We start from the raw sequence: 26,518 nt of genomic DNA on the forward strand, positions 1-26,518 counted from the left end.
TACCCTGTAAATCAATATTTAAAAAAATATTTTTTCTTATTAATCCCTTTCATTTTTCCACTTTCCGCCGTTAGCTTAATAGGTCAGGACGGGAGTCTAGGGGGAATGACACACATCTCTTGTAATTGAATGAAAACTAAAAAAACCAGTCACTTCACTTCTCCCTACTGATTTTAATGTTTTGCTACTGGCCGAACTTGAGGACTAAATTGAGATTTATTTTTCGGATTTGCTGAATCTATCAAATACAAAACCAAACCCCCATTAAGACTAATACCAAAATCCGTTGCTATAGCTTTTACAAGTACTACTAACTAATATTCTCCGAAAAAACCAAGCTCTTTTCTTAACTCATTCAATTCTTTTGTTGCTTTTTCATTAAACAATTCCCCAAGTGCGCCCTCAACGGTTTCTGCAGTTGAATGAAGTTGAGCACAACTCAAACAAATTTGTGTTTGACCTATAACTTTATTGTCTTTAAAATAGATGAATCCCAGTCTAGGTTCATAGCAACCAACAATTTTGGGATTTATATAAGTGCTTTTATTTCCAAGAATTGAATTAAGTTTTAAAAATTGGTTTTTATTGAGTTTTTTCTTTTGGATAATTGTATTTATAAATTCGCCTTTTTCATTTATTGGATAATAAAAATGCTCGCCTTCAAAACCAACATAATCAATTCCAATAACTGAATCACAAACAAATCCTTTTTGGTGAGATAAAAGTGGATTTATTGCCATTGTGTTTGTATTGTTAGTTAACCAATGGACTTTTACTTTTTTTCCTTTTGGAGGCAATTTAGGATATTGATTTTCGATTTCAACATTCTTTTTACAAGAAATTGCAAACAACGAAATAAATAAGAAAAACTTTAATGGATGCATCCGTCTTTATTTAATATTATTTAGAACCATTGTATTCGAATGAAAACTAAAAAAATCCGTTTAATTACATTTTCGCTTCTCACTTTTCACTTCTCACCACTCACCTTTCACTCCCAACTATTCACTATTGATTATACCCAAAACGCTTCAACATATTCGCGTTACTTCTCCAGTTTTTGTTCACTTTTACGTAAAGCTCAATGTGAATTTGTTTTCCAAAGAATTTCTCTAAATCTTCACGCGCCTCAGTTCCTACCTTTTTTAAAGCGGCACCTTTATGACCAATCACAATTCCTTTTTGAGTTTCGCGTTCCACCATAATCAAAGAACGAATGCGAATGATATTATCGTCTTCAAAAAATTCTTCGGTAACAATTTCAACTGCGTACGGAATCTCTTTGCTGTAATTCAACAAGATTTTTTCACGAATGGTTTCATTCACAAAAAAACGTTCTGGCTTATCCGTCAACTGATCTTTTGGATAATACGCTGGCGACTCCGGCAAAAGTGTAATAATTCTTTGAAAAACTTCAGGAACATTAAAATTTTGCAAGGCTGATATTGGATATATTTCAGCATTCGGAACTTTCTCTGTCCAAAAAGCTACTTGTTGCTCTAATTGTTCTTGGTTCGAATTGTCAATTTTATTAAGCAATAGCAAAACCGGAATTTTCGAGTGGATGATTTTATTAAAAAACGCTTCGTCTTTAAGTTCCTGCTCCCCTATTTCGACCATGTAAATCAAGACATCAGCATCTTCAAAAGCTGATTTTACGAAGTTCATCATCGATTCCTGCATTTCGTACGCTGGCTTAATGATTCCTGGCGTATCCGATAAGATCATTTGAAAATCCTCACCGTTTACAATACCTAGAATTCTATGACGAGTTGTTTGTGCTTTTGATGTAATAATTGATAATCGCTCTCCAACAAAGGCATTCATTAATGTTGATTTACCAACATTTGGATTCCCTATGATGTTTACAAAACCTGCTTTATGTGACATTTGTAGTAAAATTTATGTCACAAAGGTAGTCATATCAAGTGAATAGACGAAATAAAACATTTTTTTAAAATAATGTTGTGAAATGCAGAAATTGATTGTATCTTTGCACCCGAAACAACGCGGAATAGAGCAGTAATGCTTTCGTAGGGTTTCATATCCGCCACGGCGGACACAGCTTCTGAAACATTGATTAAAAATATATCGCGGGATAGAGCAGTAGGCAGCTCGTCGGGCTCATAACCCGAAGGTCACAGGTTCGAGTCCTGTTCCCGCTACTAAGTAGCCTTATTGAAAGTACAAACGCACATCGCGGGATAGAGCAGTAGGCAGCTCGTCGGGCTCATAACCCGAAGGTCACAGGTTCGAGTCCTGTTCCCGCTACTAGAAAGCTTCAGAGAAATCTGAAGCTTTTTTTGTTTTTAAAAACTTTGCATCATGGATGAATTTGGGACCAATCCTAAAATCTGTGGATTAGCAAAATTAAAAAGACTTTTATTTACTCTTCTTAGAAAAATCATTTCTTTTTCGCCATCAAAAACCCACAATAACTTACATAATAGCTAAGGAATTTTAATATATTTGAGTAAATATGTTAAAGATGACAAGTCAAGAATTAGGAAGCAGCTTTGAAATAATAACTAAAGATTTTTTTGTTTGGTTATTAGAAAATATTGGCTTTACAATAACAAAAGCAAGAGTTCAAAAAGCTGGCTCACAGAATGGATTTGATATTTTAATTATCATTTCAAAAGATTATGTAGAGAATAAAATTTTTATTGAATGTAAAAATTATGAATCTGATATATCGATTGGTAATATTTTAAAAAAAGGTCTGAATTTAGAATCCAATTATACTCTTGATGAGAATGATTTATTTATAGCAATAAATCCAAGATCGAGCTTTAGCAATGAGGATAATTCCGAAAAACTATCTCCTATTTTAAGTGACAAATTTAAGTTTAGTTATTATGCATTAGACATTACAAATGGTGTAAAAGAATTATTTGCCATAAATAATCAGTTCTTTAAATTAATTTATCAAAAAGAAGTTGATTTTGAAATTAATGAAGAAAAAGAAATAAATAGATTTAAGAATATTATTTTTTCAAGAAAACCATTCAAAAAAATTATAATAAAAGATTTCGATAAAATTAAATTTATTGGTGATATAAATTTAGAAGAAAATCATATTGAAAGATATTTTTCTGAAGAAGTAAATAATAAAAATTCATTTTTAAGGAATGAAAAAAAAGAGAATTTAACGCTTTCAAAAATACTAGAAAAAGAAGATAAAATATTTATTATCGGAAACCCAGGTATTGGTAAATCTACTGAACTTAAAAAATTTGCACTTCAAAATTGGATAACCGACGAAACAGAAAACTTTGTTCCAATATTTAAAAGTTTAAAAAACTTCACAAATACGGATTCAATTACGGACTATTTACCTACAGGATGGAAAGAACTTAATAAAGTTTTTTTATTTTGGATGGCATAGATGAAATTTCAGATATTGAATATTTCAAATCAAAACTAGAAAACTTTATAAATCAAAACATTGATAATCAGAAAAAATATAAATACATAATAAGCTGCAGAACCAATGTATATGAAAGTATCGTAAAAGGCATCTCAAATTTTAAAGTCTATTATTTGAAGGATTTAAATTATTATGAAAGTCTTGATTTATTAAAAACCAAATGTGGAGATATTGTTGACACTTTAGATTTTCATACAAGATTAAATAATTTTTTAAAAACCCCTTTCCAGTTAGAGATTTTGGCTAATTTCATTAATGATAAAAAAGAAATTCCTAAAAATACTACTATTTTGTGGGAAACCTATATTAACAATAGATTTTCTCACGATAAAGATGAAAAATTAAAGAAAATAAGTTTAAACGTACCTGCGTTAAAAAAATGGTCGAAGAAAATTTCATTAATCAATGAGTTGATGAAAAGTAACATTATTGATGAGGATAATCTTTACACATCAATTAATGAAGACACAAAAGAATTTGAAGATTTTAAAAAAAATCCATTAATTAATAAATTAGTTAATGAGGAGGAATATTTTTTTGAGCATAGAAATATTCAAGAATATTTTGCGGCATTAGCATTAAGTAATTTATCATTTTCGACAATAAAAGAATTTATAGTTATTGAGAAAGGAATAAACAAAACTCATCCTTCATTATTCAATACGATCACATTTCTGATAAATATTATTGATTCTAATAAATATGATGAACTCGTACAATGGTTGATTGACAATGAATCTGAATTATTATTTAAAGCGGACTCTAATAGAATGGAAAGTTTTAGAGTTCGTGTTTTTCAACATTACTTTCAATCAGAATGTATTGAAAAGAAATTTTGGATTAGCAGTAATAGAACTTTTTCAGTTAAGGAAATTGCAGAATTTGGAAATTGTGAAACTAATTTTGATTACTTAGTTTATTTTATCAACGAAATTAAACCTCATTTTAGGGTAATTATATCAGCACTAGATTTATTAAGTCATTTTACAATTCCTGCAATTAAAAAAGAAAAACTTAAAGATGATTTTTTCATTTTATTACAGAATTCCCAAAATTCTGAAATGGTAAAATCTCATATTTTAGACTGCATTTGTGACCAAAAGCTTTGCGAAGACAATGAGTATTTGAATAAAATATTTGAATTATTTAAAAACGAAACTAGTAAAGAGATTAATATAGCCTTACTTTCATTAATCGAAGATTACGAAAACATTGATGATTTCTTTTGGTACATCAAACCTGAATTTTTGAGAGATCGAAGAATTGTAGAAAGAGCAGTTAAAGACGAAGTAATGCGTGGAACAAGTTTGAAATTAGAAAAAATAATTATTAAACTAAACGAACCAGCTAACTTTATTGATTTAGCCAAATATTATTTTGATGAAACACAAAATAATTATAGTGATGATCGATTTACAGAGGAAATTATTCAAAGATGTCTTTATTTTGAAAATTTAGATGAAACCTTTTTAGTTATGCTACTTTCTTCTTTTGATGAAGAAACAAAATATTATCTTAAAGAGGATGTATTAAAAAAATTGATTTTAAAAAGTAGAAAATCAAGTAAAATAAAAGCATTTGAATGTTTAATTTCAAAATATACGTACAATAATTTGGGGTACTTTTTAGCATCTATTACAGATGAACAAACAATAGATCTTGTGATTGATAATTTTGTAAATGGCTCAATTGAAAGCGCGAATTTGGATTTTTACAGAAATGTTATAGCAAATCACGGCAATCGAAAACTAGCAGAACAATTTAATAATTCTATGATAGAAAAAGGCTTTGAATTCGTTGAACCCTTTTTATATCCTAAAGAATTTGAAATGCTGAAAACAAAATTCAAGAAAAATCCTCAAGAGAATTTTGATATATTATTTGATAAACCAAAATTACTTTCCAAAATTGAAACTATTTTTCTAGAATATGGAACACCAATTAATTCAAATAAAATCAAGGACATTGACAAGGAATGGTATAGAAAAAATGGGTTTAGTAATAAAATAGATTGTTCAAATGTCTTATTAAGAAAGATTGTTCATAAAAAAAGAGTTGATTTAGAATTTAAAGATATTGAACATATTTTAGAAGATGAACTAATAATTATTAATGAAATCAAATTACAAATTCAAGCTTTAAACAATTCAAACAACAATTTCACAATAAGCAAAGAGCAAGAAGCTTTTATATATAGCTGGTACAGAAAAGCGTCTAATGAAATTCGGTTTGATAAAATAATGGGGTATATTTCTATAAATAATTTCAATTTACTAGAGGACTATGTCAAGCTAAAAACGATATTATTTTTTTTAACTAAATTTAATTTTGATTTATCACAGGAATTTCTTCTAAATTGCATTGAGTTTTTTGATGTTGATAAATCTAATCAAGAAGATAATAATTTAGAATCATTGAAGATTAAAATTAATAACGAAGAACTTTTTAATAAAAGAATTATAGAGAATCTTAATAACAAAAAGTTGTTTTCTTTCATATTGCATAAACACATACAATATGCATTAGATAATAATCTAACTAAAACATTTCCAAAAATTAGAGAATACTTTCTGATGGAAGAATATGGAGGGAATATTGACAAAAAGCTTGAGCAATATATTAGCTTGACCAATGATATTGCACTATTAAAAGAACTTTGTATTGAAATTAAAAGCCATAATTGCTGGACTTCGCTCAAACTTCTAATGAATTCAAAAATTGAGAAAAATTTCTGTGAGGAAAAAGCCGTACAGTATCTGAATTTAGAAATAGATGATGAAAAAAATTATTACTATTCAAGCGCATTAGCCATTTTATTTGAATTAAATTCATCACAAGCTCTAAAATATGTTTTCTCATTTTTAGATTTATATAAATCACCTTCATTAAATCAGAGTTCCTACACTAATTATGATATCATTGAAGACTATAGTTTCTTAAATAAATTGTTCAACAAAATTTATGCAGGAGATAGAGATGCAATAGGATTTAGCGGATTAGGTGATTTTATGACAACCTATGTATCAAATTTATCAAAGAAAAAAGAAAGCTACAATTCAACACAAACTGAGTTGCAAAGCATTAAAAACAGATTTGAAAAATTAAATAATGATAATGAATTATACTATGTTAATCAGTTAATAGATAATTCTAAAAAAAGTTACATAAATTCCCAATCTAAAGCTCTTAACTTTAATGAGGCACTATTAAAAGTTGAAGAAATAATAAAATAAAATTATCATTTTTCCGCTACTAGAAAAGCTTCAGAGAAATCTGCAGCTTTTCTAGTATACCTTAGATTCAATAAAGCTTAATCAGATTACGAGTGCGAGGCTGGATATATTCTCCACAGCTTTTGATATCACACTTTTCTGAGTGAGCGGGAACTATTACGAAAACACCACTTGAAAAAGCTGGTGTTTTTGCTTTTTAAAAACCTGCAATCACGCTGATTTACTACACTTTAAACCCAAAATTTGATTCTCTAAAAAAAAATTTAAAAAAAAATGCTTTTTTGAGGTAACAATTAATCTAGTACTGTATCAAAAGATAAACTTTAAAAAAACACATCTTATGAAAACGAAATCTATTTTAATTATTGCATTTATCTTTTTGATCTCAAAATCTGTTTTTGCTCAAACCGCCTTCAAAGTAGAGGTAAAAGGAAAAGGAACTCCTGTAATGTTGTTTCCTGGTTTTGGCTGCACCGGAGAAGTTTGGAATGAAACAGTGACCGAACTTTCTAAAACTAACGAATGTCATATTTTTACTTTTGCGGGATTTGGGAATGTCCCACCAATTGAAACTCCTTGGTTGGCTACCATCAAAGATCAGGTCATATCTTATGTAAAAACAAAAAAAATTAAGAATGCTACATTAATTGGTCATAGTTTAGGAGGAACTTTAAGTTTGTGGTTAGCCTCTCAGGAAACCAATTTGTTCAAAAAATTAATTATTGTTGATGCTTTGCCTGCAACTGCCGCATTAATGATTCCTAACTACAAAGGAGAAATTATACCGTATGACAATCCGCAAAGTAAAATGATGCTTAATATGGACCAAAAAGCTTTTGATGGAATGAATTCGCAGTCAACTTCTTTTATGTGCATGAACAAAGAAAAACAAAAAACTATCAATAAATGGATGCGTCTAGTGGATCGAAAAACTTACGTTCACGGTTATATTGACATGCTAAATTTAGACCTGCGAAAAGAAATTTCTAAAATTAAAATTCCTGTTGTAATTTTAGCTGCTTCAAATCCAGATCTTACTACAGTACAAAACACCTATAAAGCCCAGTATGAAAACCTGCCTTCTGTTAAAATTCAGTATGCAGCAAACTCCGCTCATTTTGTTATGTACGATCAACCGGAATGGTTTATGGATAAAGTAAAACTTGAATTAAAATAAGGTGGCTAAAAAAGAACTATTCGACGAGATTTATTACAAGCATTACAATAAAGTGTTTCGATTGTGCAAAGGATATTTTTGTGGCGATAGCGCATTAGCCTCTGATGCCACTCAGGAAATCTTCATCAAAGTCTGGGAGAAGTTAGACACTTTTAGAAATGAATCCAGTATCAGCACTTGGATTTACAGAATTGCAGTAAACACTTGCCTTCTCTATTTAAGAAAATCATCTACAAAGAAAGAAATCAGAACCGATATTCTGCCTCAGGTTGTTGCAGAAACCTATTCGAGCGAAAAAGATGAGCAGCTTAGACAAATGTATCAATGCATACAAAAATTGGAAGAAACGAACAAGATGATCATCCTGATGACTTTAGACGGTTTAGAATATCAGGAAATATCCGAAGTAATCGGGATAACCGAAGAAACCCTTCGTGTTAGAATTCATAGAATCAAAAAAAGTTTAACTCAATGTGTACAAAATGAAAACATTTGAAGAATTACAAAATATCTGGGATCAGCAGACAGCATCTGAATCACAACCAACTTCCACCGAAATTATAAAAAAAGCGGAGTCCCATACTAAAAAAATTAAACGCAGTCATTTGTGGACTAGAATAATTTTATGCTTGACTTCTATAATATTAATCTCTTATTATATTTGGGCTGGCGCTTATAGAAACATACAGTTTAGTATTGGCTTGTGCATTATGATTGCCATGCTTGTGAGCCGTGTAGCCTTAGAATGGATCAGTGTGAAAAAGCTAGCCAATTTAAATACTGATCTCTCATTAATAGAATACAGCAAACTAGCTCATCAGTTTTATACTTGGAGAAAAAAAATACATTACATCCTTACTCCTATTATTTACCTCACGTATACTGCTGGATTTACATTGCTTTTACCAGTTTTTAAAACCATTTTCTCAAGAGGCTTTTATCTTTACATTCTATTAAGCGGATATATTTTTTTATTTCTATTTGCATTTTTTATGATACGATTCATCCAAAAGGAAATAAAGCTTTTGCACTTCTTGAAAAACATTTCGTAAAAAACAATTGGTAGCTATTGTACCGTTTACCATTACTAGAAAAGCTTCAGAGAAATCTGGAGCTTTTTTTTCAACTTTTTCTAAATTCTATTATTCTGAGTTCAATGCAAAAAATTGGGATTAGGTAAAAGATTATATCATCTCAATAAGAATTCTGACCCTTTCAAAATATAATCTAAACGCTTTTATTTCCTTGCTTTCTAAGCTGTATAAAAAACTTAAAAAGAAATTAACAAAAGTGTCTCATGACCACAGCTGCCCAAAGTATTTCAAAACAAACCATTCTTAAAAACCTCATTTTGCTTTGCGAATGTCTCTTACTTCGCGCCATTTTATTTTGTGTTGCACCACAGATTCGTAGATTATGGTATTATTCAATCTGCGAATCTGTGGTTATCTTAGATTTAATAATGCTTGATTCAGATTGAGGGTGCGAAGTCGGAGACAATCTCATAGTTTTTGATAAGCCACTTTTCTGAGACAGCGGGGACGACTAATAAAACACCACTTGAAAAAGCTGGTGTTTATTGTTTCAGACTACTTTAAAAACTAGAGATCAAGAACTATTATATAAAAGCTTCTAAAAATCTCCCTCTTTATAAAGACTTTTATCAATTACATGCCAAAATAAATTTAAAATCAACAAAGAAACTAATGGCGTGTATTTTAAAACTACACCATAAAAAAACCTGCAATTAATTACAGGTTTAATTCAACTACTTTATTTAATTTAATTTAAAACCAACTAACTTCTAATTTAAAATTTAATCTTCTGAAACGATTGCAGAATTCCTGTCGGAAACTACAGTTAGAGCCACGGCCAAACCTTTTTCATTTAACATTGTCATATTCATGATATCAAGAACTGCTAAATCTTTGGATACAAACCCATTAAATTTATTATACGATAAATTCATTTCTTTTAAATTGTGTAATTTTCTTAATTCCATAGGAACATGACCATTCATATTATTATCAAATAAACTTAAGTTTTCTAAAAAAACCATATTTTCAATCTCTTTACTCAAGCTTCCTACTAAATTATTACTGTTGAGCATTAAGGTTTTTAAAGCTTTTAACTCGTATAATGATGAAGGAATTTCACCTGTAAGTTCATTATTAAATAACGATAAAGTTTCTAGTCCTTGTAATTGCCCTAATCGTACAGGAAGATTTCCAGATAAGTTATTCATGTATAATTCTAGAGCATTCAAACTTTCTAATTGACATAAAGAAGTTGGTATTGGTCCAAATAATTGATTGAAAGAAAGATTCAAAATTCGTAATAATTTCAATTTTCCCAATGATTGAGGTATATCGCCAGTAAGTTGATTTTTGTGTAAATTTAGAAGCTGTAAATTTACTAAATTCGAAATTTCACTAGGAATCTTTCCCGTTAAATTATTATCTGATAAGTCTAAAGCAATTACTTTATTATCTTGAATTTTTACACCATACCAAGACGACTCTGAAGCGTTTAGGTCCCACTTCACTTTCCATTGTGAGCCTCCTGTAGCATGATAAAATTTTACCAAAGCCTCTTTTTCTTTAAGAGAAATTGCAGCAAAAATTACATTACTGCTCAACAGAATCAAAAATAATAGTAAAGCTTTTTTCATGTCCTAAAAATTATATTACTTATTAACATAAAATTAGTTTTTTTACAGCTTAAAATCAAATAAAATCGACGAAATACATGTTTTTGTATTATTAAGAATATAAATTCTTACTTTTTTCGCACTTTTGACTTGGATGTTGTAATTTATAACTGCTCAATCGAAAAATCAAATCAAGAAAACTTGATTCAAGATCATTACTAAAATATAAAATCCTAGTATTCAACAAAATAAAAAATTACCTTTTGAATAATTACAAAATTGTATTTATGGCCGTGGCAAGTTGAATATCTTTGATTGTTACTCCGCCTGCATCATGCGTACTCAGTTTAATATGTACTTTATTATAGGAATTTGACCAGTCAGGATGATGATTTACAGATTCAGACATAATACCTACTTGAACTACAAAACCCATAGCTTGAGTAAAATTTTTAAAAACATATTTTCTTTCTAATGTATTTTCAATAAAGTTCCAATCATGCAATGCAACTAGTTCTTTTTGAATCGTGGTTTCCGTATATGTTTTCATAATTGCTTTTTGATTTAAATATCTAAATGTATATTGATAAAGGTACAACTATTCTAAACCAATAAAGGATTATCGTTAAAACATGTTTTATGTATTTCATTTAAAACGAAACAAATTAATTATGAATTCCTGTTTCGAAATTTAGTTTTAAACATACCGCTGCTTTTAGAATAATACTTACATACATTTATGTGCATCATTAAACTTTAATGCCTAATTTTGTATAAATAGTAGTACTCAATTTGGATTCATCATATTCGTTCAAAATTTTCGACAATACCACATCTTTACCTGCAAATTGGGACACCCTTGCTAACGCAACTGTTTTTTTATCCAAAAAATACCTTCAAGTACTTGAAAATGCATGTCCTAAAAATATGCAATGCCATTTCATTGGTATCTTCAACCAAGATCACTTAATTGGGATTGCTATTTCTCAATTTATTGATTTAAATGCACTAGATAGCTTTGGGGAACGTGATAACAGCATCAAGAATAGGATACGGAATTTTGTTTTTAAAAAAATAGCTTCGCATGTATTGATTGTTGGCAACAATATGCTCACAGGCCAAAATTCATTTGCGTTAAGTTCAAATGCTAATCCTATAAAGGCAATTCAAACGTTACATGAATCGGTTCAAGAATTAAAAAATAAATTTGCACAAAAAGGTATAAAAATACATATTACGTCTTTTAAGGATTATAATTCCAAAGAATTCGAACTGTTTAGAATCCCCACTTTTAGAAATGATTTCAAGTTTTCTACACAGCCCAATATGATTTTTACAATTGATGATAATTGGCATCATGAAGAGGACTATATTAGTTCATTATCGAAAAAATACAGAGATCAATATAAAAGAGGTCGTAAAAGGGCAACTGGAATTGAAAAAAGAAAATTACCTCTAGAGGAAATCCTAGCCCTTGAAGACACTATCTACGAATTGTATCTTTATGTGGCTAAAAATGCTCCTTTTAATACTTTTTTTCTACCCAAAAATCATTTTAGTGTTTTTAAAGAGCAGTTTAAGGATAAATTTCTTTTTTATGGATATTTCTTGAACGGAAAACTCATTGGTTTCAACACATTAATAAAAAACGGATCTATTATGGATACTTATTTTTTAGGATATGATGAAACCATTCAACGAGAAAAAATGCTTTATTTGAATATGCTTTATGATATGATAGCCTATTCCATAAATAAAAAATTTAAATCAATTGTATTTGCCAGAACAGCATTAGAAATAAAAAGTTCAGTAGGTGCTAAACCGGAAAAAGTATTTGGTTTGATGCGCCATGAATCTTCTATATTTAATTTTTTATTACCAAAAGTATTCAGATACTTAGAACCCGAAACCATTTGGCAAGAGCGCAATCCATTTAAATAATTGAGAGATCTATATAAGGAATAGCCACTTTCATTTGTCCTTTAAGTATTTCAATATTTAATTTGGTTTCTTTACCACAGTACTCACCATCTATTTGAAAATCTGCAGGTACATTGAGTGAAATTTGAGCTTTATTTGTTGATATAATAGCAACATCCTCATCATTAAAAGGCATATTTCCCGTTATTATTTTACCCAACAAGAGTAAATCCATATTTTTCAACACTACCAATTCAAATTTCCCATCGTTCATTACTCCATGGGGATTTATAGTAACACCAGTACCATATTTTTGAGAATTAGCTATAACCACCATTCTAGCTTCAGTTACAATAGCTGGAAAATCTCCAGTGATAGTTGCAATAAAAGGATCATCAAGCTCCATTAATGTAGACACGGTTTGCAAAGCATAACCCCACATTCCTCTTACACTACTGCTTTCATAATTTTTTACCAATGCTGCATTAAGACCAATATCACTTAAATGAATACTTTTTTTTCCGTTGATTGAAATCATATCAATAGCTAAGTAATCATTCAAAAATGCAATTGATAGATTCTCCTCTACAGTTGTGGGTAAATTGAGATCAACAGCCAAACCATTGGCAGAGCCTGCTGGCAAAATGCCTAATATTACGTCCTCTTTTTCCATGGCTTCGGCAACCATTTTAATGGTACCATCACCACCTGCAACGATAATTCTTTCAGGCTTATAGTCAGTATATAAGTCTTTTATATTTTGAATATCGTTTTCACCAGTAGTAGTAAAAACTCTGATATTCAAATTTTCTTTTGCAGCAAATTGAGATACAGATTCTATCAAGGCTGATTTATCGATATCTCCAGAAATAGGATTTACAACAAATAAGATATTCTTTTTCAAATTTCTTTTCTTTTTTTCGATTAAAACCTCTACTTTAACTTTTTTCAAAATTACAAAATTTATGAAGCCTATTTTAAAATTATACCGTGGTTATGCAAATGAACAAGAACTAATTGTCATGGGGCATGTGTTTAAACCCACAACTAGAGAAGAGTATAATTTTCAAAAGAAAAACCTCAAAAATGCAACATCGGTAATCAAAATGTTTCAAATGAAAACACAAGCCAATGCTGATGTATATCTTGAACTTAACAATACTAAGATTCATACTAAAACGCTTGATGATGGCTATTTTAAGTTTTGTATTCCTCTAGATCCCAACAGCGATTATGGATGGATTGACTATGAAGTAAGCATGACTTATGAAAAAGAAACCATCATAAAAAAAGAAAGCTATATCAGGCCGCACAAAGGAAATTTAGGAATTATATCGGATATTGATGATACTTTTCTGGTTTCCTATACCTTCAATCCTTTATTGAAGTTGTATGTCCTTCTGTTTAAAAACATAAACAAACGCAAAATTTACGATGATGTAGTTACTCATTACCAAGCGTTGAGCACTGCGGGTAGAAATAACGAGTCCGAATTCAATGCTTTTTTTTATGTTTCCAGCAGTGAATGGAATTTATACCGTTTTATTATCAATTTTACGGCAATTCACAAACTTCCAAAAGCGGTGTTACTATTAAAAGACATTAAAAGTAGTTTAACCGATTTTTTTATGACGGGCAGAGGTGGTCACAATCACAAATTCGAAAAAATTAAACACATTCTTGAATTTTACCCCAATCTTGAATATGTACTGCTTGGTGATGACTCGCAGCACGATCCCTACTTATACGAATCTATTTGTAAAATATTTCCAGTAACAGTAAAAGCGGTTTACATCAGGCAAACAGGAAGTTCAAAAAAAGAAAAAGTTACTTCAGTTTTAAACAACTTAACTACACTTAACGTTGCTGTGTGCTATTTTAAGGAGAGTAGCGAGGCTATTTCTCATTCTAAATCAATTGGTATTATCAACTAAAAAAAAGAGCTCCAAAAGGAGCTCTAAGTAACATTATAAATTATCAATTTCTTCTTGAATTATTTCCCAGTCTAATAATAATTGATCTAGATCTGATTTCTTTTTATTATAAGCTGTAAAAAACTTAGCATCTTCAATATGTTTGTCATAATTAGAAGTAAGCATTTTATCATCCTGCTGAATGTCGCGTTCTAATTGCTTAATTTGACTTTCAATTTTACTCAATTTATTTTGAAGTGCTTTACCCTTTTTTTGATCTTCATAAGAGGTTTTATTACTTTCCTTAGGTGAGGTTGCCTTTTCAATATCTTTTTTCTCTACTTCGCGCATGTTTTCCAAATTGCGCTGTTCCAAGAAATAATTGATATCCCCTAAATACTCCTTAATTTTTTGATCTTTAAATTCATACACAATATTAGACATTCCTTGTAAAAAATCACGATCGTGAGATACCAATAATAAAGTGCCCCCAAATTTTTGTAAGGCTGCTTTTAAAACATTTTTAGACTTAATATCTAAGTGATTCGTAGGTTCATCCATCAACAACACATTGATTGGCTGTAACAATAATTTACAAAGCGCAAGACGGTTGCGTTCACCTCCTGAGAGTACTTTTACTTTTTTCTCCACATCGTCCCCTCTAAACAAAAAAGAACCCAACATATCCCTAACCTTCATACGGTTCGTATCTGCAGCAGCATCTTCCATAGTCTGCAACAATGTAATTTCACCATCAAGATATTCTGCCTGATTTTGAGCAAAATAACCCAATTGCACATTGTGACCTAATTTGATGTTTCCCTGATACTCAAATTCGTTTACGATTGCTTTAATGAATGTAGATTTACCTTGGCCATTTTGGCCTACAAAAGCTATTTTACTACCACGTTCTACTAATAAACTAATGTCTTTTAAAATAGTAGCGTCACCATAACTTTTGGTTACATCTTCGGCCTCAATAACAACTCTGCCCGGTTCTTTAGAAACTGGAAAAGAAATATTCATTACCGAATTATCATCTTCGTCAACCTCAATACGTTCAACTTTATCTAATTTTTTTATTAAAGACTGAGCCATCGATGCCTTAGAGGCTTTGGCTCGAAATTTTTCGATCAATTTTTCGGTCTCTTCAATTTTTTTGGCCTGATTTTTTTGAGTTGCCAATTGCTTTTCTCGAATTTCATGACGAAGTTCAAGATATTGTGAATACGGTTTATTAAAATCATAAGCCTTCCCTAGAGAAATCTCAATAGTTCTATTCGTAACGTTATCAAGAAACATTTTATCGTGAGAAACAATTACAACAACACCTGGATAATTTCTTAAAAAACTTTCTAACCAAATGATACTCTCGATATCTAAGTGATTCGTTGGCTCATCGAGTAACAATACATCATTCGCCTGAAGCAATAATTTGGCTAGTTCAATTCGCATTCTCCAACCTCCAGAAAAAGTTTCAGTTTGATTGTCAAAAACTTCTCTTTTAAAACCCAATCCCAACAAGATTTTTTCGGTGTCTCCCACATAATTATATCCTCCTAAAAGTTCAAATCGATGCGTGTAATCTGATAAATCTTCAATAATTTGGCTGTAAGCATCACTTTCATAATCTGTTCTAGTAACCAACAGATGGTTTATTTCTTCAAGCTTTTTTTCAACAATTTTAATTTCAGTAAAAGCTTCATACGCTTCTTCAAGAACTGTTCTTCCTTGCTCAAAATCAATATCTTGACGCAAAAATCCCATTCTAATGTCTTTCTCTTGTGAAATCACACCTGAATCTGGTGCAAAATCTCTTGCCAACATTTTAAGCATGGTAGACTTCCCCGCTCCATTTTTTCCAACAAGGCCTACTCTATCCCCAGCACCAAGACGAAAAGTAACTTCTTCAAACAAATAAGTACCACCAAAAGAAACAGATAAATTGTGTATATTAAGCATGTATTATGATTTATTTCCTTGATGAATGTGTAAATTTGTAACAACAAACACTGCTTTTCAAAAAGAAAAAATTAATTTTTTGCAAATGTTAAAAAAAGGATCCAAATTATATAGCATTTTAACAGGAACTTGTCCTAAATGCCAGAATGAGAGCATGTATTTGGAAAAAAATCCATTTCAATTGACAAAAATTCTAAAAATGAAAGAAAATTGTAGTCATTGTGGATTGCGCTATCAAATAGAACCTTCATTTTTTTATGGAGCCATGTATGTTAGTTACGGACTAAATGTTGCTTTAGGAATAGTAGCATTTATAGTCACATTTATTTTTTTTAAAACGAATTTAAAAATATCTTTCGCGGCTATTATAATTACCCTCGTTGTAACTTTTCCATTTGTCCTTAGATGGTCCAGAAATATATACATCAACATGTTTATATCTTACGATCCAAAAGCAACTAAAAACAAGAATTAAGAATAATATTTAGATTCATACCGTTTAATATCAATAACAGGATCAAAATTATTTTGATGCTCAATATGGTTATATAATTCTTGAGCCATTGTAGGCCCAAGCATTACTCCCCGTGTTCCAAGACCATTCAAAACATGAAAACGATTGTAATTAGGATGTGTACCAATGAGAGGTCTCCTATCCTTAACCGTTGGCCTAACTCCTGCAAAATGCGCCTCTATAGTAAAATCACAGGATAATATCTCTTTAATACGATCAATGAGTTCTGTTTTACCATCTTCTGTGGGAAAATCATCTTTCTCTCGCCAATTGTAAGTAGCTCCCACTTTGAATAAATCATTCCCTAAAGGCAAAATAAAAACACTGGTATTAATAATTACGTCTAGATCTAGATCACTTGCTTTTATAATAAATAGTTCTCCCTTAGTTCCATCCAAGGGTAAATAATTAAAATAAGGATTAGCATGTAACCCAAAACCTTCTGCAAATAGAATATGTCTTGCTTTTAAACCTTTATAAGAAACCCCATCTTGATCTTGAATTAATTCATTGTAATCAAAACTTTCTTGGATAAATACGTCTAGTTTTTTTAAATAAGAACAGAAAGATTCTAAAAAAGAAGCAGTGTCTACATAACCCGTTTGTAAAACTTCTCCATAACCAAAAGGAGCATCTATTCCATTTACATTTTTATAAATCAAATTAGTGGAAAGAAAAGGCTCTAAACCTTTTTTATCTGCCGCTAAAAACCAGTTATTTTGTTCTTCAACAGAATAAAACTTCCTTAAAATGGGAGTTTTAAAATCAAATTGTTTGTCAAGTTTTTTTTCTAAAATGGTATAAAATTCATTCATCACATTCAATTGTTGTTGCGCATTCCAGACTTCACTGAATCGCTTTAAAATAACAGGATTGTATAAGCCTCCTGCAATTTTAGATGAATTTTGAGAATTATTGTCATAAACCATAATAGATTTATGATTGCGCAATGCATATTCAGCAAATGACAAACCAGCCAAACCAGAACCAACTATAATATAATCTAACATTTAAATAAAATAAATTTTAAAGAAAAGGGATTCAAACAAAAAACTCTTACCACAAGGTAAGAGTTTTTTATGTTTATTGAAAACTACTAGTAGTTCCACATATCTGATTCAAAGTTTCGAATTTTATCTTTCACTCTTTCAGATTCTAATAATTGATTTTGAGCATTGTCTTTCATGTACTCATCAATTCTTCTGTCTCCGTATACATTTTCTTCTTTATAAATAAAGGCATTGAAACGTCTTGAGTTTAAAATTTGATCAAATGAAATTGGCAATGCAGAGTTTTTATCATTAAAAGCTTTAGCATCATGTAAAACCTCTCTAGCCGCTGGGAAAAAGATCCAAAACAATTCTATGTAATCTTTCTCGTCACTATTCATGGTGTAAACATCAGGAGTAACAGGACAAATACCTAACAAACGATACTTCAATTCACTTTGACGTTTGTCAAAATACCAATATCCTTTTATTTTGTATTGGGTTACATCTTGAGCAGCAAGATCTTGTCTTAAGATATACTCGTCAGAAACTTTGCTACCTGAGTTTATTTGCTCTCTACCTGCATCCGTTGTATCAATTCTTGTTAAAGATGCCTGAATATCCTGAAGCGATTTTTTAGTGTTAAAATAACTATCTGTATATACTTCAGTAATTTTTCCACTTTTAATAGCCTTAGACAAAACATCATACAAAGATCTTCTGTCATTACCTATGTTAGCAGTATCAATAGGAAAATACAAAGAAAAATTAATTTTTTCACTAAGATCTATAATTTCCCACGTTGTTTTACCCATCAACACGTCTCTATCGTGAACATAACCATAAGCAAGAGGCTTATCATTATCCGAGTCAAGTTGCGCAGCTGTTTTTAATCCAATTTGATCTGGAGTTTTCGCATTCAACAAATTGGATTGTGCACTTGACACAAAACAACCCGATAAAGCGACGATTGCGATAAATAAATTTCTAATATTCATAGTGGTATTCTTATTGATATTGAAAAGGATTTATAAAACCCAATTTATTATTGAATTTCAAAAATAACTGGAGCAGTTCTTGGTAATAAATAACTACCAGCACCATCAAGTTTTGTTTTAATTTCAGAAATGGTTACTTGATCACCTCTACCTGCTTTAGAAAGCACAGCTTTACACTGAGCATTCAATTTGTTTCCTTGTACAACTACTGTTGGCTGGCCTGTAACTTTAAGGTTAAAACCAATAACACTAAGTCCTACTTCAAAGTCAAAATCAACAAGTTTAGCACCAATAGTAGATATTTCTAAGTTAGATTTAGGTCCTTTAACAACACCCATTTCACCTCTTATTGTACCCGTTGGCCCAGGAATTCCTTTTATTCTGAATACTTTTTTATCAGATGCTACTTTACCATCAGCCATTTTTCCAGAAACATTAATGATAACTTCATTTCCAGCTCCAGGAGACATAACATATTTACCATTACCTACTTTTGATAATCCAGGTGCTGATGCATTTACTTGATTATCTGGAATACCTGCAAATGAGATAGTAATAGGGTTTTGAACACCTCTATAAACAACATTCATTTTATCAGCAGATATAGTAGCGGAATTGGGTCTTGGAACTACAACATACTTACCAGCAAATTTCAATGGAATGTTTTTACCATCTTCAAGAAAAGTAAATTGTCCGTTAATAGATTGCTCACCTACATTCCCAGCAGTCATAGCAATTACAGCTTGACCGTTAACAATTTTACCTGGTCCTGAAAATGAAGTTGGTTTAGTGTTTTCATCATATCTTCCTAAAACTACTTTACCAGTAACTTGCTCTCCTTGAAAGTAAGCACTTTTGTCAAGAACTACAATTGCCTGATAATTGCTGTAAGATGCAGCAGCAACAGCAGCTTTTCCTAACAACGTATTATAAACATCCGTTTCCATTTTTTTAACATCATTTTGCCAAGCAGATAATTTCGCTAATGAAGCTACAGCAGGAAAACCTTTAAAATTGTAATCTAAATAAGGAATAGAAATTCCGTCTTTATTTTTTACAGGCAAAAGAGAGAATTTAGATTCTACTTCTGAAACAATAGCTGAAAGTTTTTTATTGCTCCCAAGTGCAGTTTTCATATCTGACTTGTACTGTTCAACCGTTTTTACAACTTCGTTACCTTTTGCAGAATAACCTGCTGGACTAAACCAAGATTGATCTAAGTTATCGCCCTTATCCATTGACTCATAAGGTAATTTACCTGTTTCTGGATCAACTTCAGTTCCTTTTAAAACTTCAGTTTTTATATTAGCGATGTAATCGTAAAATTTCTTTGTAATGGTCTCTACTTTGTGAGCTGTAGCAGACGCAACAGCAAATTCACCACCTGCCTCAGCAGCTTTAGCGTCTAAGCTCATTAACATTTGCGCATTTGATTGCTCAGCAGCACTATTAGAACCTTCAAATTTTTCATTCATTATTCCAAAAGCAGACAATACTTCTTTGGACATATTTAATGCTAACATTGAGATGAAAACCAGGTACATCAGGTTTATCATCTTCTGTCTAGGGGTTAGTTTTCCTCCTGCCATATTTTCTAATAATTAGTTTAAATTAATAATAGTTCGAAACTAATTATCCTTTATTGTTCATAGCAGAAAGCATTCCTCCATAAACCGAATTCAAAGAAGATAAATTTGAAGTCAAAGATTGCATTTGCTCTTTAAGCTTCATATTATTTTGTGCTACTTCATCATTTATTTGAGCATTTCTAGAAGCACTTTCTAATTGTACTTTATATAAACTGTTTAAAGATTCCATTTGAGATGCTGCAAGAGTTAACTCTTCACTGTATTTTTTTGTAGAAGCAATAGAATCTACTGTAGGAGCAATTCCTTTAGCAGCTGATTCAAAATTCTTGATACTACTACCTAAACTTGCCATCAATTCACCATCAATTTTAGCATCCTTAAGCATTGCATCTAACTTTTGAGATAATAATCCTTGAGTATCAGCAACAGGTTCAACTTTTTTAACTTCTGACTTAGCTTGGCCGTTAGCTAATTCAGGGTAAACTAAAGTCCAATCTAATTCATCATCGACCGGTTCAAAAGCAGATAATGCAAAGATCAAAGCTTCAACAACAAGACCAATAGTAAGCATCAAATTCCCTGTTAAAAAACCGAATTCAATGTGAGTAATTTTGAATAATGCTCCAAGGATTACAACTGCAGCCCCCATACCGTAAGCGAAATTCATTGCTTTTTTTCCTAATAATGCCATAATAATAAATTTTAAATTTTAATAGATTGGGTTTTTGTTTAATTTATTTCTTTTTTTTACCGTTACCTGTAGTTTGAAGTCCCATGTAATCTTGCACGGTTCTGAAGCCTATATAACTTCTTGCAGAATCGGCATATTCATAGTCTCTAGTACTGACTTGTAGGAAGTAAGCAACGTCTTTCCATGAACCGCCTCGTAACACTTTACGTTTGTTAGAAGCATCTAAAACATTTGGATTCATTGAAGAAACATACTCATAAGCATTTGAATCATATGCCGAGTCTGTCCATTCAGATACATTTCCAGCCATGTTGTATAAATTATAACCATTAGGCTCATATGATTTGGCTTCTACAGTATACAAAGCCTCATCAGCAGCATAATCTCCTCTATTAGGTTTAAAGTTAGCTAAAAAACAACCTCTATCGTTTTTAGTGTAAGGGCCACCCCAAGGATAGGTTGCAGATTCTAAACCACCTCTTGCTGAATATTCCCATTCAGCTTCCGTAGGCAATCTAAAAGAATTAATCAAGTCTTGATCTTTCTTTTTTGATTTGATATAACTGTTCTTGTTAAGTGTTCTCCAAGCACAAAAAGCTTTAGCTTGCGTCCATTTAACACCTACAACTGGATAATCTCCATATGCTTTATGCCAAAAATAATCATTATGCATAGGTTCATTATAAGAGTATGCAAAATCTTTAATCCATACAGTGGTATCAGGATACACATTAACTTCTTCTGTTTTGATAAAATCTTTTCTACGACCTACCTTAGCTTTTGCTGCTGCTTGTATATCCATCCAAGAATAACGAAACTTCAATTTATTTACATCAATTGTTCTTAATCCATTATAAGACTCTTCGCTAGGCAGGTACATAGAATCCATAACTTCAGTATATGCTGCATCTGGATATTCTTTTGGACCTTTAGCCAATTTTACTTTTTTATTTAATTTTCTACCGGCATATTGATCATCTGCAGTACCAATACTATAATAGTTGTCATACATATATTTGTCATACGCTGTCATCTTGGTAGTATCAGAGTCACTAAAAGCGTAGTCAGCAATACTTCCTGATTTTTTACCCTTATTTGACCCAGCTACAGCAGGCTGACCACTTAAATCAGCCATTATAGCTAATTTAACTCTTATAGTTGAATCTTTAACCCATTCTACAAACTGACGATATTCGCTATTTGTTATTTCAGTTTCGTCCATATAAAAAGAACGTACTGTTACAGTTTTTGTAGGAGCATCCTCAACATTTGCTAAATCCGCATCAGATTTACCCATAATAAATGAGCCTCCAGGGACTAAAGTCATCCCGTATGGCTTCTCAGGGTGCCACTTACCACCATTAACACCAACTAATTCCCCTTTATCACTTGATTTAGCACAGCTAATCAATAGGGTTAAAATCGTCGTAAAAGCAATGAACTTATTCATATAATTTCGGTTATCTATTCATTAAATTTGAGGGTGTAAACCTATTTATTATTTTTAACAAAAACAATTTTTTTATACTAAACAAATCGTTTTTTATAAAAAAATCATAAATCGATGTGAAAAATCTCTAAACAAGGTTTTTTCTTTGTGCTTTCCACCACCTTTCTGGCAATTCATTATTGCAAGCTAGCAAGTATTCATCGTAAGAACATGGTAATAACGTATTTCTTTTTAATTTATTATTAACATTTGAAATAAATGGTATTTCTATCCACCATCTATCTGTTTTGTCACTTTTATAAAAGATTAATTCTTCTTCATCCAGTGGCACAATATACTTTAAATAAGACTCTTTACTGCCAAAAGGATATTCATTTGATCTATACTGAACTCCCTCTATAAAATACCAAATTATTTGTGCAATAAGACATGACTCTCGATCACTATCATTAAAATTAAACAAACCAAAAGAACTTACTTTATCACTAATACCTGAATAACGTGCCAAAGTACAAACTTCTTTGCCATTGAAACCATTTGGCTGAAATGAAGATAAATTTCCAGAATCTGAGGATTTAACAGAAGTTAAATCAATACTTACAAGATCTGCATCTCTAAAAACAGGTTCTGTGACAACTATATTACTTGAAACTTCTCCAAGGCGATAAGCGTCAAAAAATAATTTTTCAATTAAATCAATTTCTTCTTGCGAATTGAAATATGTTTGATACCCCAAGTTACAATAATTAAATAAATTATTAGGCTCTTCAACAATTATTTTTGTCAAATAAGAAGTTGCAGATAATCCCTCCTCTTCTTTTCCAAAATCAAATTTACTATCTATTGCTACAATATTTACCATCTGTTCCAGCACGTCATAAGCTCTATACAGACCGTACGTAATATCCTGAGAACCACCCAATACAATGGGAATAATCCCTAATTTCAAGAGTTCTGAAGCGATTTTTTTAACAGCAAAATGTGTGTCAGACACTGTATTTCCAGCTAGTATATTCCCTAAATCAGCAATTGACGTTTCCCAGTTTCCTGGGAATAAGCTATAAAGTTCTTTTCTTAAAGAAATTAAACTTAAATTTTTAGTTTCAATAGATTGCCCTCTATTATCTAAAACACCTATGATTGCTAATTTGATTTTGTTTACATCTGGAAATTGATCTTGGGTATGCATCACAACCTTACTCCCAAGTTGCTGTGATGTCAATCCAAAACAATATTCTAGAACCTCATCATCAACGGGGTTTAAAAAATCAAATTCCATTTATTCTTTTTTCATCTTCATTACACTATTTCCTTAAAATTATGTAGTGAACAAATTAAATTATTAATTATTTCTTTTTAACAGCAGGTTTTTTAACGGCAGGCTTCTTTGTAGTTGCCTTTGTTGCAGTTGCTTTTTTAGCAGCTACTTTTTTAGCAGGTGTTTTTTTGGCAATCATTTCTTGAACTTCTTCAAGTGTTAGTTTTGACGCATCAACATCTTTACTTAATTCGATTTTAATTTTGCCTTTTGTAATCACAGATCGACCCCAACGCGCTTTTTCTACAAGAATTCCTTCCTCTTCCCAATTGTGCAATACTTTATCAATATTTTTTTGAAGCTTATCTTCAATCAAGGCTTCAATATCTGATTGAGATAAATTATCAAAATTGTATTTTTTACTCACATTGATAAACAATCCGCTCCATTTGATAAAAGCCCCAAAACGACCAACACCTTTCTGAACCCCTTCACCTTTATAAACAGCTATAGGCGCATCTGCCAAGGCTTTTTCATCAATTAATTCTTGAGCTCTTTTATAATCAACATCAAGTGGGTTCTCTCCTTTTGGCAAAGATACAAATGCAGCACCATGACGAATATAAGGACCATAACGACCATTACTCACCTCAACTTCTTCTCCTTTATACTCTCCTAAATTCTTAGGCAATAAAAATAAATTTAAAGTTTCTTCAAGCGTAATATTACCAATGTTTTGATCGTTCATCAAACTGGCGAACTTTTTATCTTCATCATCAGGAGCTCCTATTTGAGCCATCGGTCCAAATTTCCCCAAACGAACCGAAACTGGCTTTCCTGTTTTAGGGTCAGTCCCTAGAATTCTTTCGCCACTTTCACGCTCAGCATTTGCCTCTACATCTTTTACAGTAGGGTGAAATTGATCGTAAAACTCCTGCATCATTTTGGTCCAAACAATATTTCCTTCGGCAATTTCATCAAAGTCTTGCTCTACTTTGGCCGTAAAATTATAATCCAGAATATTTCCGAAATTCTTAACAAGGAAGTCAGTTACAATTGTTCCGATATCAGTAGGTACTAATTTCCCTTTATCTGATCCAGTATTTTCTTTAAGTGCTTTCTCACCTACCTTGCCAGATTGCAAAATCAACTGCGTATAATTACGCTCTTGACCGTCTAGATTTCCTTTTTCAACGTAATTTCTGTTAATGATGGTAGAAATTGTAGGTGCATAAGTAGATGGACGACCTATTCCTAGTTCCTCTAATTTTTTCACCAAAGAAGCTTCAGTAAAACGAGCTGGAGCTCTAGTGTATCTCTCGGTTGCTGTGATGTAATTATTTTGTAATTTTTCGTTCACTTTCATTGCAGGCAACATTCCCTCCTGCTCTTCCTCATCATCATCATGCCCTTCCAGATACACTTTTAAGAAACCTTCAAAAAGCAATACCTCACCAGATGCAGTGAATATTTCATTGTGATTGCTCGCTTCAATTTTCACATTAGTACGTTCCAATTGCGCGTCACTCATTTGCGAAGCCAATGTTCTTTTCCAAATTAAATCATACAAACGTGCTTGATCACGGTCAATATCTACCGTATGGCGTGACATATCAGTGGGACGAATTGCCTCGTGCGCCTCTTGTGCTCCTTTACTTTTATTAACAAATGTTCTTGGCTTAGAAAACTCTTTACCATAAGATTTGATAATTTCGGCTTGAGCAGCCTCCATTGCATCTTTGGATAAATTTACGCTATCCGTTCTCATATAGGTAATCAATCCCGCTTCATACAAACGCTGTGCAAGTTGCATGGTTATACCCACCGGTAAATACAATTTACGCGCTGCTTCTTGTTGTAAAGTAGAAGTAGTAAAAGGACCCGTTGGAGATTTTTTGGTAGGTTTTGTTTCTAAATCTGCTACCTTATATGTAGAACCAATATTTTTGTTTAAAAAATCTTGAGCTTCTTGTTTTGTATTAAAATTTTTAGGCAATTTAGCCTTGAATATTTTTCCTGATTCGTTTGTAAACTCAGCTACGACAGAGTAGGTTGCAACGGCTTTGAAATTTTTAATTTCTCGTTCGCGTTCTACAATTAAACGTACAGATACTGACTGAACACGACCCGCAGATAAACCACCCTTAATTTTTCTCCACAATACAGGAGATAATTCATAACCAACTAAACGATCTAAAACACGTCGCGCTTGTTGTGCATTAACTAAATTGTAGTCTATCTCTCTAGGATTATCAATAGCTTTAAGAATAGCTGTTTTTGTAATTTCGTGAAAAACAATTCTTTTTGTTTTGTTTTTATCTAAATTAAGCTCTTCGGCAAGGTGCCAAGAAATAGCTTCACCCTCACGATCCTCATCACTTGCTAGCCATACCATATCGGCTTTCTTAGCTAACCCTTTCAGCTTGGTGACCAAGGCTTTTTTATCTGCAGAAACCTCATACTTAGGCTTGAAATTATGATCTACATCTACTCCTATTTCCTTTGAAGGTAGATCAGCAATGTGCCCGTAACTGGACTCCACTTGATAATCTGTACCTAGGAATTTTTCGATTGTTTTTGCCTTTGCTGGGGACTCTACTATAACTAAATTCTTTGCCATTCGTCTATTTTTCTGGGACAAAAGTATCTATTTTTTTTAAATATCAAGCTTTTGAAATAACATTTGAATTAATTGACACTTATTAATAGAGACTCTCTGTAGTCAATAAACCCTTTTAGGTATG

The 26,518-nt window shown here is 31.4% G+C and carries 21 protein-coding genes and 2 tRNA genes; 10 read left to right on the forward strand and 13 right to left on the reverse strand.

The genetic code is table 11. The features are described from left to right. Positions 1-314 precede the first annotated feature (314 nt). Together AC061E_RS07250 and era are read right to left on the reverse strand one after the other, a co-directional pair. The gene (locus AC061E_RS07250) at positions 315-884 is read right to left on the reverse strand and encodes a hypothetical protein (RefSeq protein WP_478285638.1); all 570 of its coding nucleotides are present in this window, start codon (positions 882-884) and stop codon (positions 315-317) included. 124 nt (positions 885-1,008) lie between these two features. Continuing rightward, entirely contained in the window at positions 1,009-1,890 is an 882-nt protein-coding gene (era, locus tag AC061E_RS07255; protein WP_144889172.1) for a GTPase Era, read from the reverse strand. A 202-nt stretch (positions 1,891-2,092) separates the two neighbouring features. On the opposite strand from era, the gene AC061E_RS07260 reads away from it, so the two are divergent. From AC061E_RS07260 to AC061E_RS07290, 7 genes are all read left to right on the forward strand, one after another. Continuing rightward, positions 2,093-2,165 (forward strand) — tRNA-Met (locus tag AC061E_RS07260). Between the two features lie 33 nt (positions 2,166-2,198). Beyond that, positions 2,199-2,271, forward strand: a tRNA-Met gene (locus AC061E_RS07265). A 217-nt stretch (positions 2,272-2,488) separates the two neighbouring features. Continuing rightward, complete coding sequence (locus AC061E_RS07270) at positions 2,489-3,388, forward strand: hypothetical protein (protein ID WP_478285639.1); 900 nt, start codon at positions 2,489-2,491, stop codon at positions 3,386-3,388. Next, positions 3,376-6,663 (forward strand): NACHT domain-containing protein, encoded by a 3,288-nt coding sequence (locus tag AC061E_RS07275; RefSeq protein ID WP_478285640.1) that lies wholly within the window; start codon positions 3,376-3,378, stop codon positions 6,661-6,663. The genes AC061E_RS07270 and AC061E_RS07275 overlap by 13 nt, the downstream gene beginning before the upstream one ends. A gap of 340 nt (positions 6,664-7,003) precedes the next feature. Next, positions 7,004-7,840: an alpha/beta fold hydrolase gene (locus AC061E_RS07280; RefSeq protein ID WP_478285641.1), complete on the forward strand. Its 837-nt coding sequence runs from the start codon at positions 7,004-7,006 to the stop codon at positions 7,838-7,840. A gap of 1 nt (position 7,841) precedes the next feature. Further along, positions 7,842-8,336 (forward strand): RNA polymerase sigma factor, encoded by a 495-nt coding sequence (locus AC061E_RS07285; RefSeq protein ID WP_478285642.1) that lies wholly within the window; start codon positions 7,842-7,844, stop codon positions 8,334-8,336. Further along, positions 8,323-8,892 (forward strand): hypothetical protein, encoded by a 570-nt coding sequence (locus tag AC061E_RS07290; RefSeq protein WP_478285643.1) that lies wholly within the window; start codon positions 8,323-8,325, stop codon positions 8,890-8,892. The genes AC061E_RS07285 and AC061E_RS07290 overlap by 14 nt, the downstream gene beginning before the upstream one ends. 764 nt (positions 8,893-9,656) lie before the next feature. On the opposite strand, the gene AC061E_RS07295 is transcribed toward AC061E_RS07290, so the two are convergent. Further along, a complete protein-coding gene (locus AC061E_RS07295; RefSeq protein WP_478285644.1) occupies positions 9,657-10,511 on the reverse strand; it encodes a leucine-rich repeat domain-containing protein in 855 nt (284 codons plus the stop codon). Positions 10,512-10,761: 250 nt separating this feature from the next. Further along, positions 10,762-11,040: a 4a-hydroxytetrahydrobiopterin dehydratase gene (locus AC061E_RS07300; RefSeq protein WP_478285645.1), complete on the reverse strand. Its 279-nt coding sequence runs from the start codon at positions 11,038-11,040 to the stop codon at positions 10,762-10,764. Between the two features lie 242 nt (positions 11,041-11,282). Between AC061E_RS07300 and AC061E_RS07305 the strand changes: the two genes are divergently transcribed. Further along, the gene (locus AC061E_RS07305; protein ID WP_478285646.1) at positions 11,283-12,431 is read left to right on the forward strand and encodes an 8-amino-7-oxononanoate synthase; all 1,149 of its coding nucleotides are present in this window, start codon (positions 11,283-11,285) and stop codon (positions 12,429-12,431) included. Here AC061E_RS07305 and AC061E_RS07310 read toward each other — a convergent pair. Further along, a complete protein-coding gene (locus AC061E_RS07310) occupies positions 12,424-13,362 on the reverse strand; it encodes a diacylglycerol/lipid kinase family protein (protein WP_478285647.1) in 939 nt (312 codons plus the stop codon). The two genes, AC061E_RS07305 and AC061E_RS07310, sit on opposite strands and share 8 nt — an antisense overlap. Positions 13,363-13,375: 13 nt before the next feature. Here AC061E_RS07310 and AC061E_RS07315 point away from each other — a divergent pair, with 13 nt between their 5' ends. Further along, positions 13,376-14,344 carry an App1 family protein phosphatidate phosphatase gene (locus AC061E_RS07315; RefSeq protein WP_478285648.1) on the forward strand — a complete coding sequence of 323 codons (969 nt, stop codon included), beginning with the start codon at positions 13,376-13,378 and terminating at the stop codon, positions 14,342-14,344. Between the two features lie 33 nt (positions 14,345-14,377). Here AC061E_RS07315 and AC061E_RS07320 read toward each other — a convergent pair whose 3' ends face one another. Further along, a complete protein-coding gene (locus AC061E_RS07320) occupies positions 14,378-16,285 on the reverse strand; it encodes an ABC-F family ATP-binding cassette domain-containing protein (protein ID WP_478285649.1) in 1,908 nt (635 codons plus the stop codon). Positions 16,286-16,370: 85 nt separating this feature from the next. On the opposite strand from AC061E_RS07320, the gene AC061E_RS07325 reads away from it, so the two are divergent. Continuing rightward, complete coding sequence (locus tag AC061E_RS07325; protein WP_478285650.1) at positions 16,371-16,760, forward strand: DUF983 domain-containing protein; 390 nt, start codon at positions 16,371-16,373, stop codon at positions 16,758-16,760. Here the strand turns inward: AC061E_RS07325 and AC061E_RS07330 are convergent. The 7 genes from AC061E_RS07330 to topA form a co-directional block, all read right to left on the reverse strand. After that, positions 16,757-17,809: an NAD(P)/FAD-dependent oxidoreductase gene (locus tag AC061E_RS07330; RefSeq protein WP_478285651.1), complete on the reverse strand. Its 1,053-nt coding sequence runs from the start codon at positions 17,807-17,809 to the stop codon at positions 16,757-16,759. The genes AC061E_RS07325 and AC061E_RS07330 overlap by 4 nt on opposite strands. A gap of 86 nt (positions 17,810-17,895) precedes the next feature. Then, a complete protein-coding gene (porN, locus tag AC061E_RS07335) occupies positions 17,896-18,786 on the reverse strand; it encodes a type IX secretion system ring subunit PorN/GldN (protein ID WP_478285652.1) in 891 nt (296 codons plus the stop codon). A 47-nt stretch (positions 18,787-18,833) separates the two neighbouring features. Further along, the gene (porM, locus tag AC061E_RS07340; protein WP_478285653.1) at positions 18,834-20,375 is read right to left on the reverse strand and encodes a type IX secretion system motor protein PorM/GldM; all 1,542 of its coding nucleotides are present in this window, start codon (positions 20,373-20,375) and stop codon (positions 18,834-18,836) included. A 43-nt stretch (positions 20,376-20,418) separates the two neighbouring features. Continuing rightward, positions 20,419-21,066, reverse strand: coding sequence for a type IX secretion system motor protein PorL/GldL (porL, locus tag AC061E_RS07345; protein WP_478285654.1), 648 nt, complete (start codon positions 21,064-21,066; stop codon positions 20,419-20,421). Positions 21,067-21,109: 43 nt separating this feature from the next. After that, entirely contained in the window at positions 21,110-22,516 is a 1,407-nt protein-coding gene (gene porK, locus AC061E_RS07350) for a T9SS ring complex lipoprotein PorK/GldK (RefSeq protein ID WP_478285655.1), read from the reverse strand. Between the two features lie 127 nt (positions 22,517-22,643). Continuing rightward, the gene (locus AC061E_RS07355; protein ID WP_478285656.1) at positions 22,644-23,795 is read right to left on the reverse strand and encodes a formimidoylglutamase; all 1,152 of its coding nucleotides are present in this window, start codon (positions 23,793-23,795) and stop codon (positions 22,644-22,646) included. Positions 23,796-23,862: 67 nt separating this feature from the next. Next, on the reverse strand, positions 23,863-26,394 hold the full coding sequence (topA, locus tag AC061E_RS07360; protein ID WP_478285657.1) for a type I DNA topoisomerase: 2,532 nt from the start codon (positions 26,392-26,394) through the stop codon (positions 23,863-23,865). Positions 26,395-26,518: the final 124 nt, after the last annotated feature.

The organism is Flavobacterium sp. GNP011 (assembly GCF_056428925.1).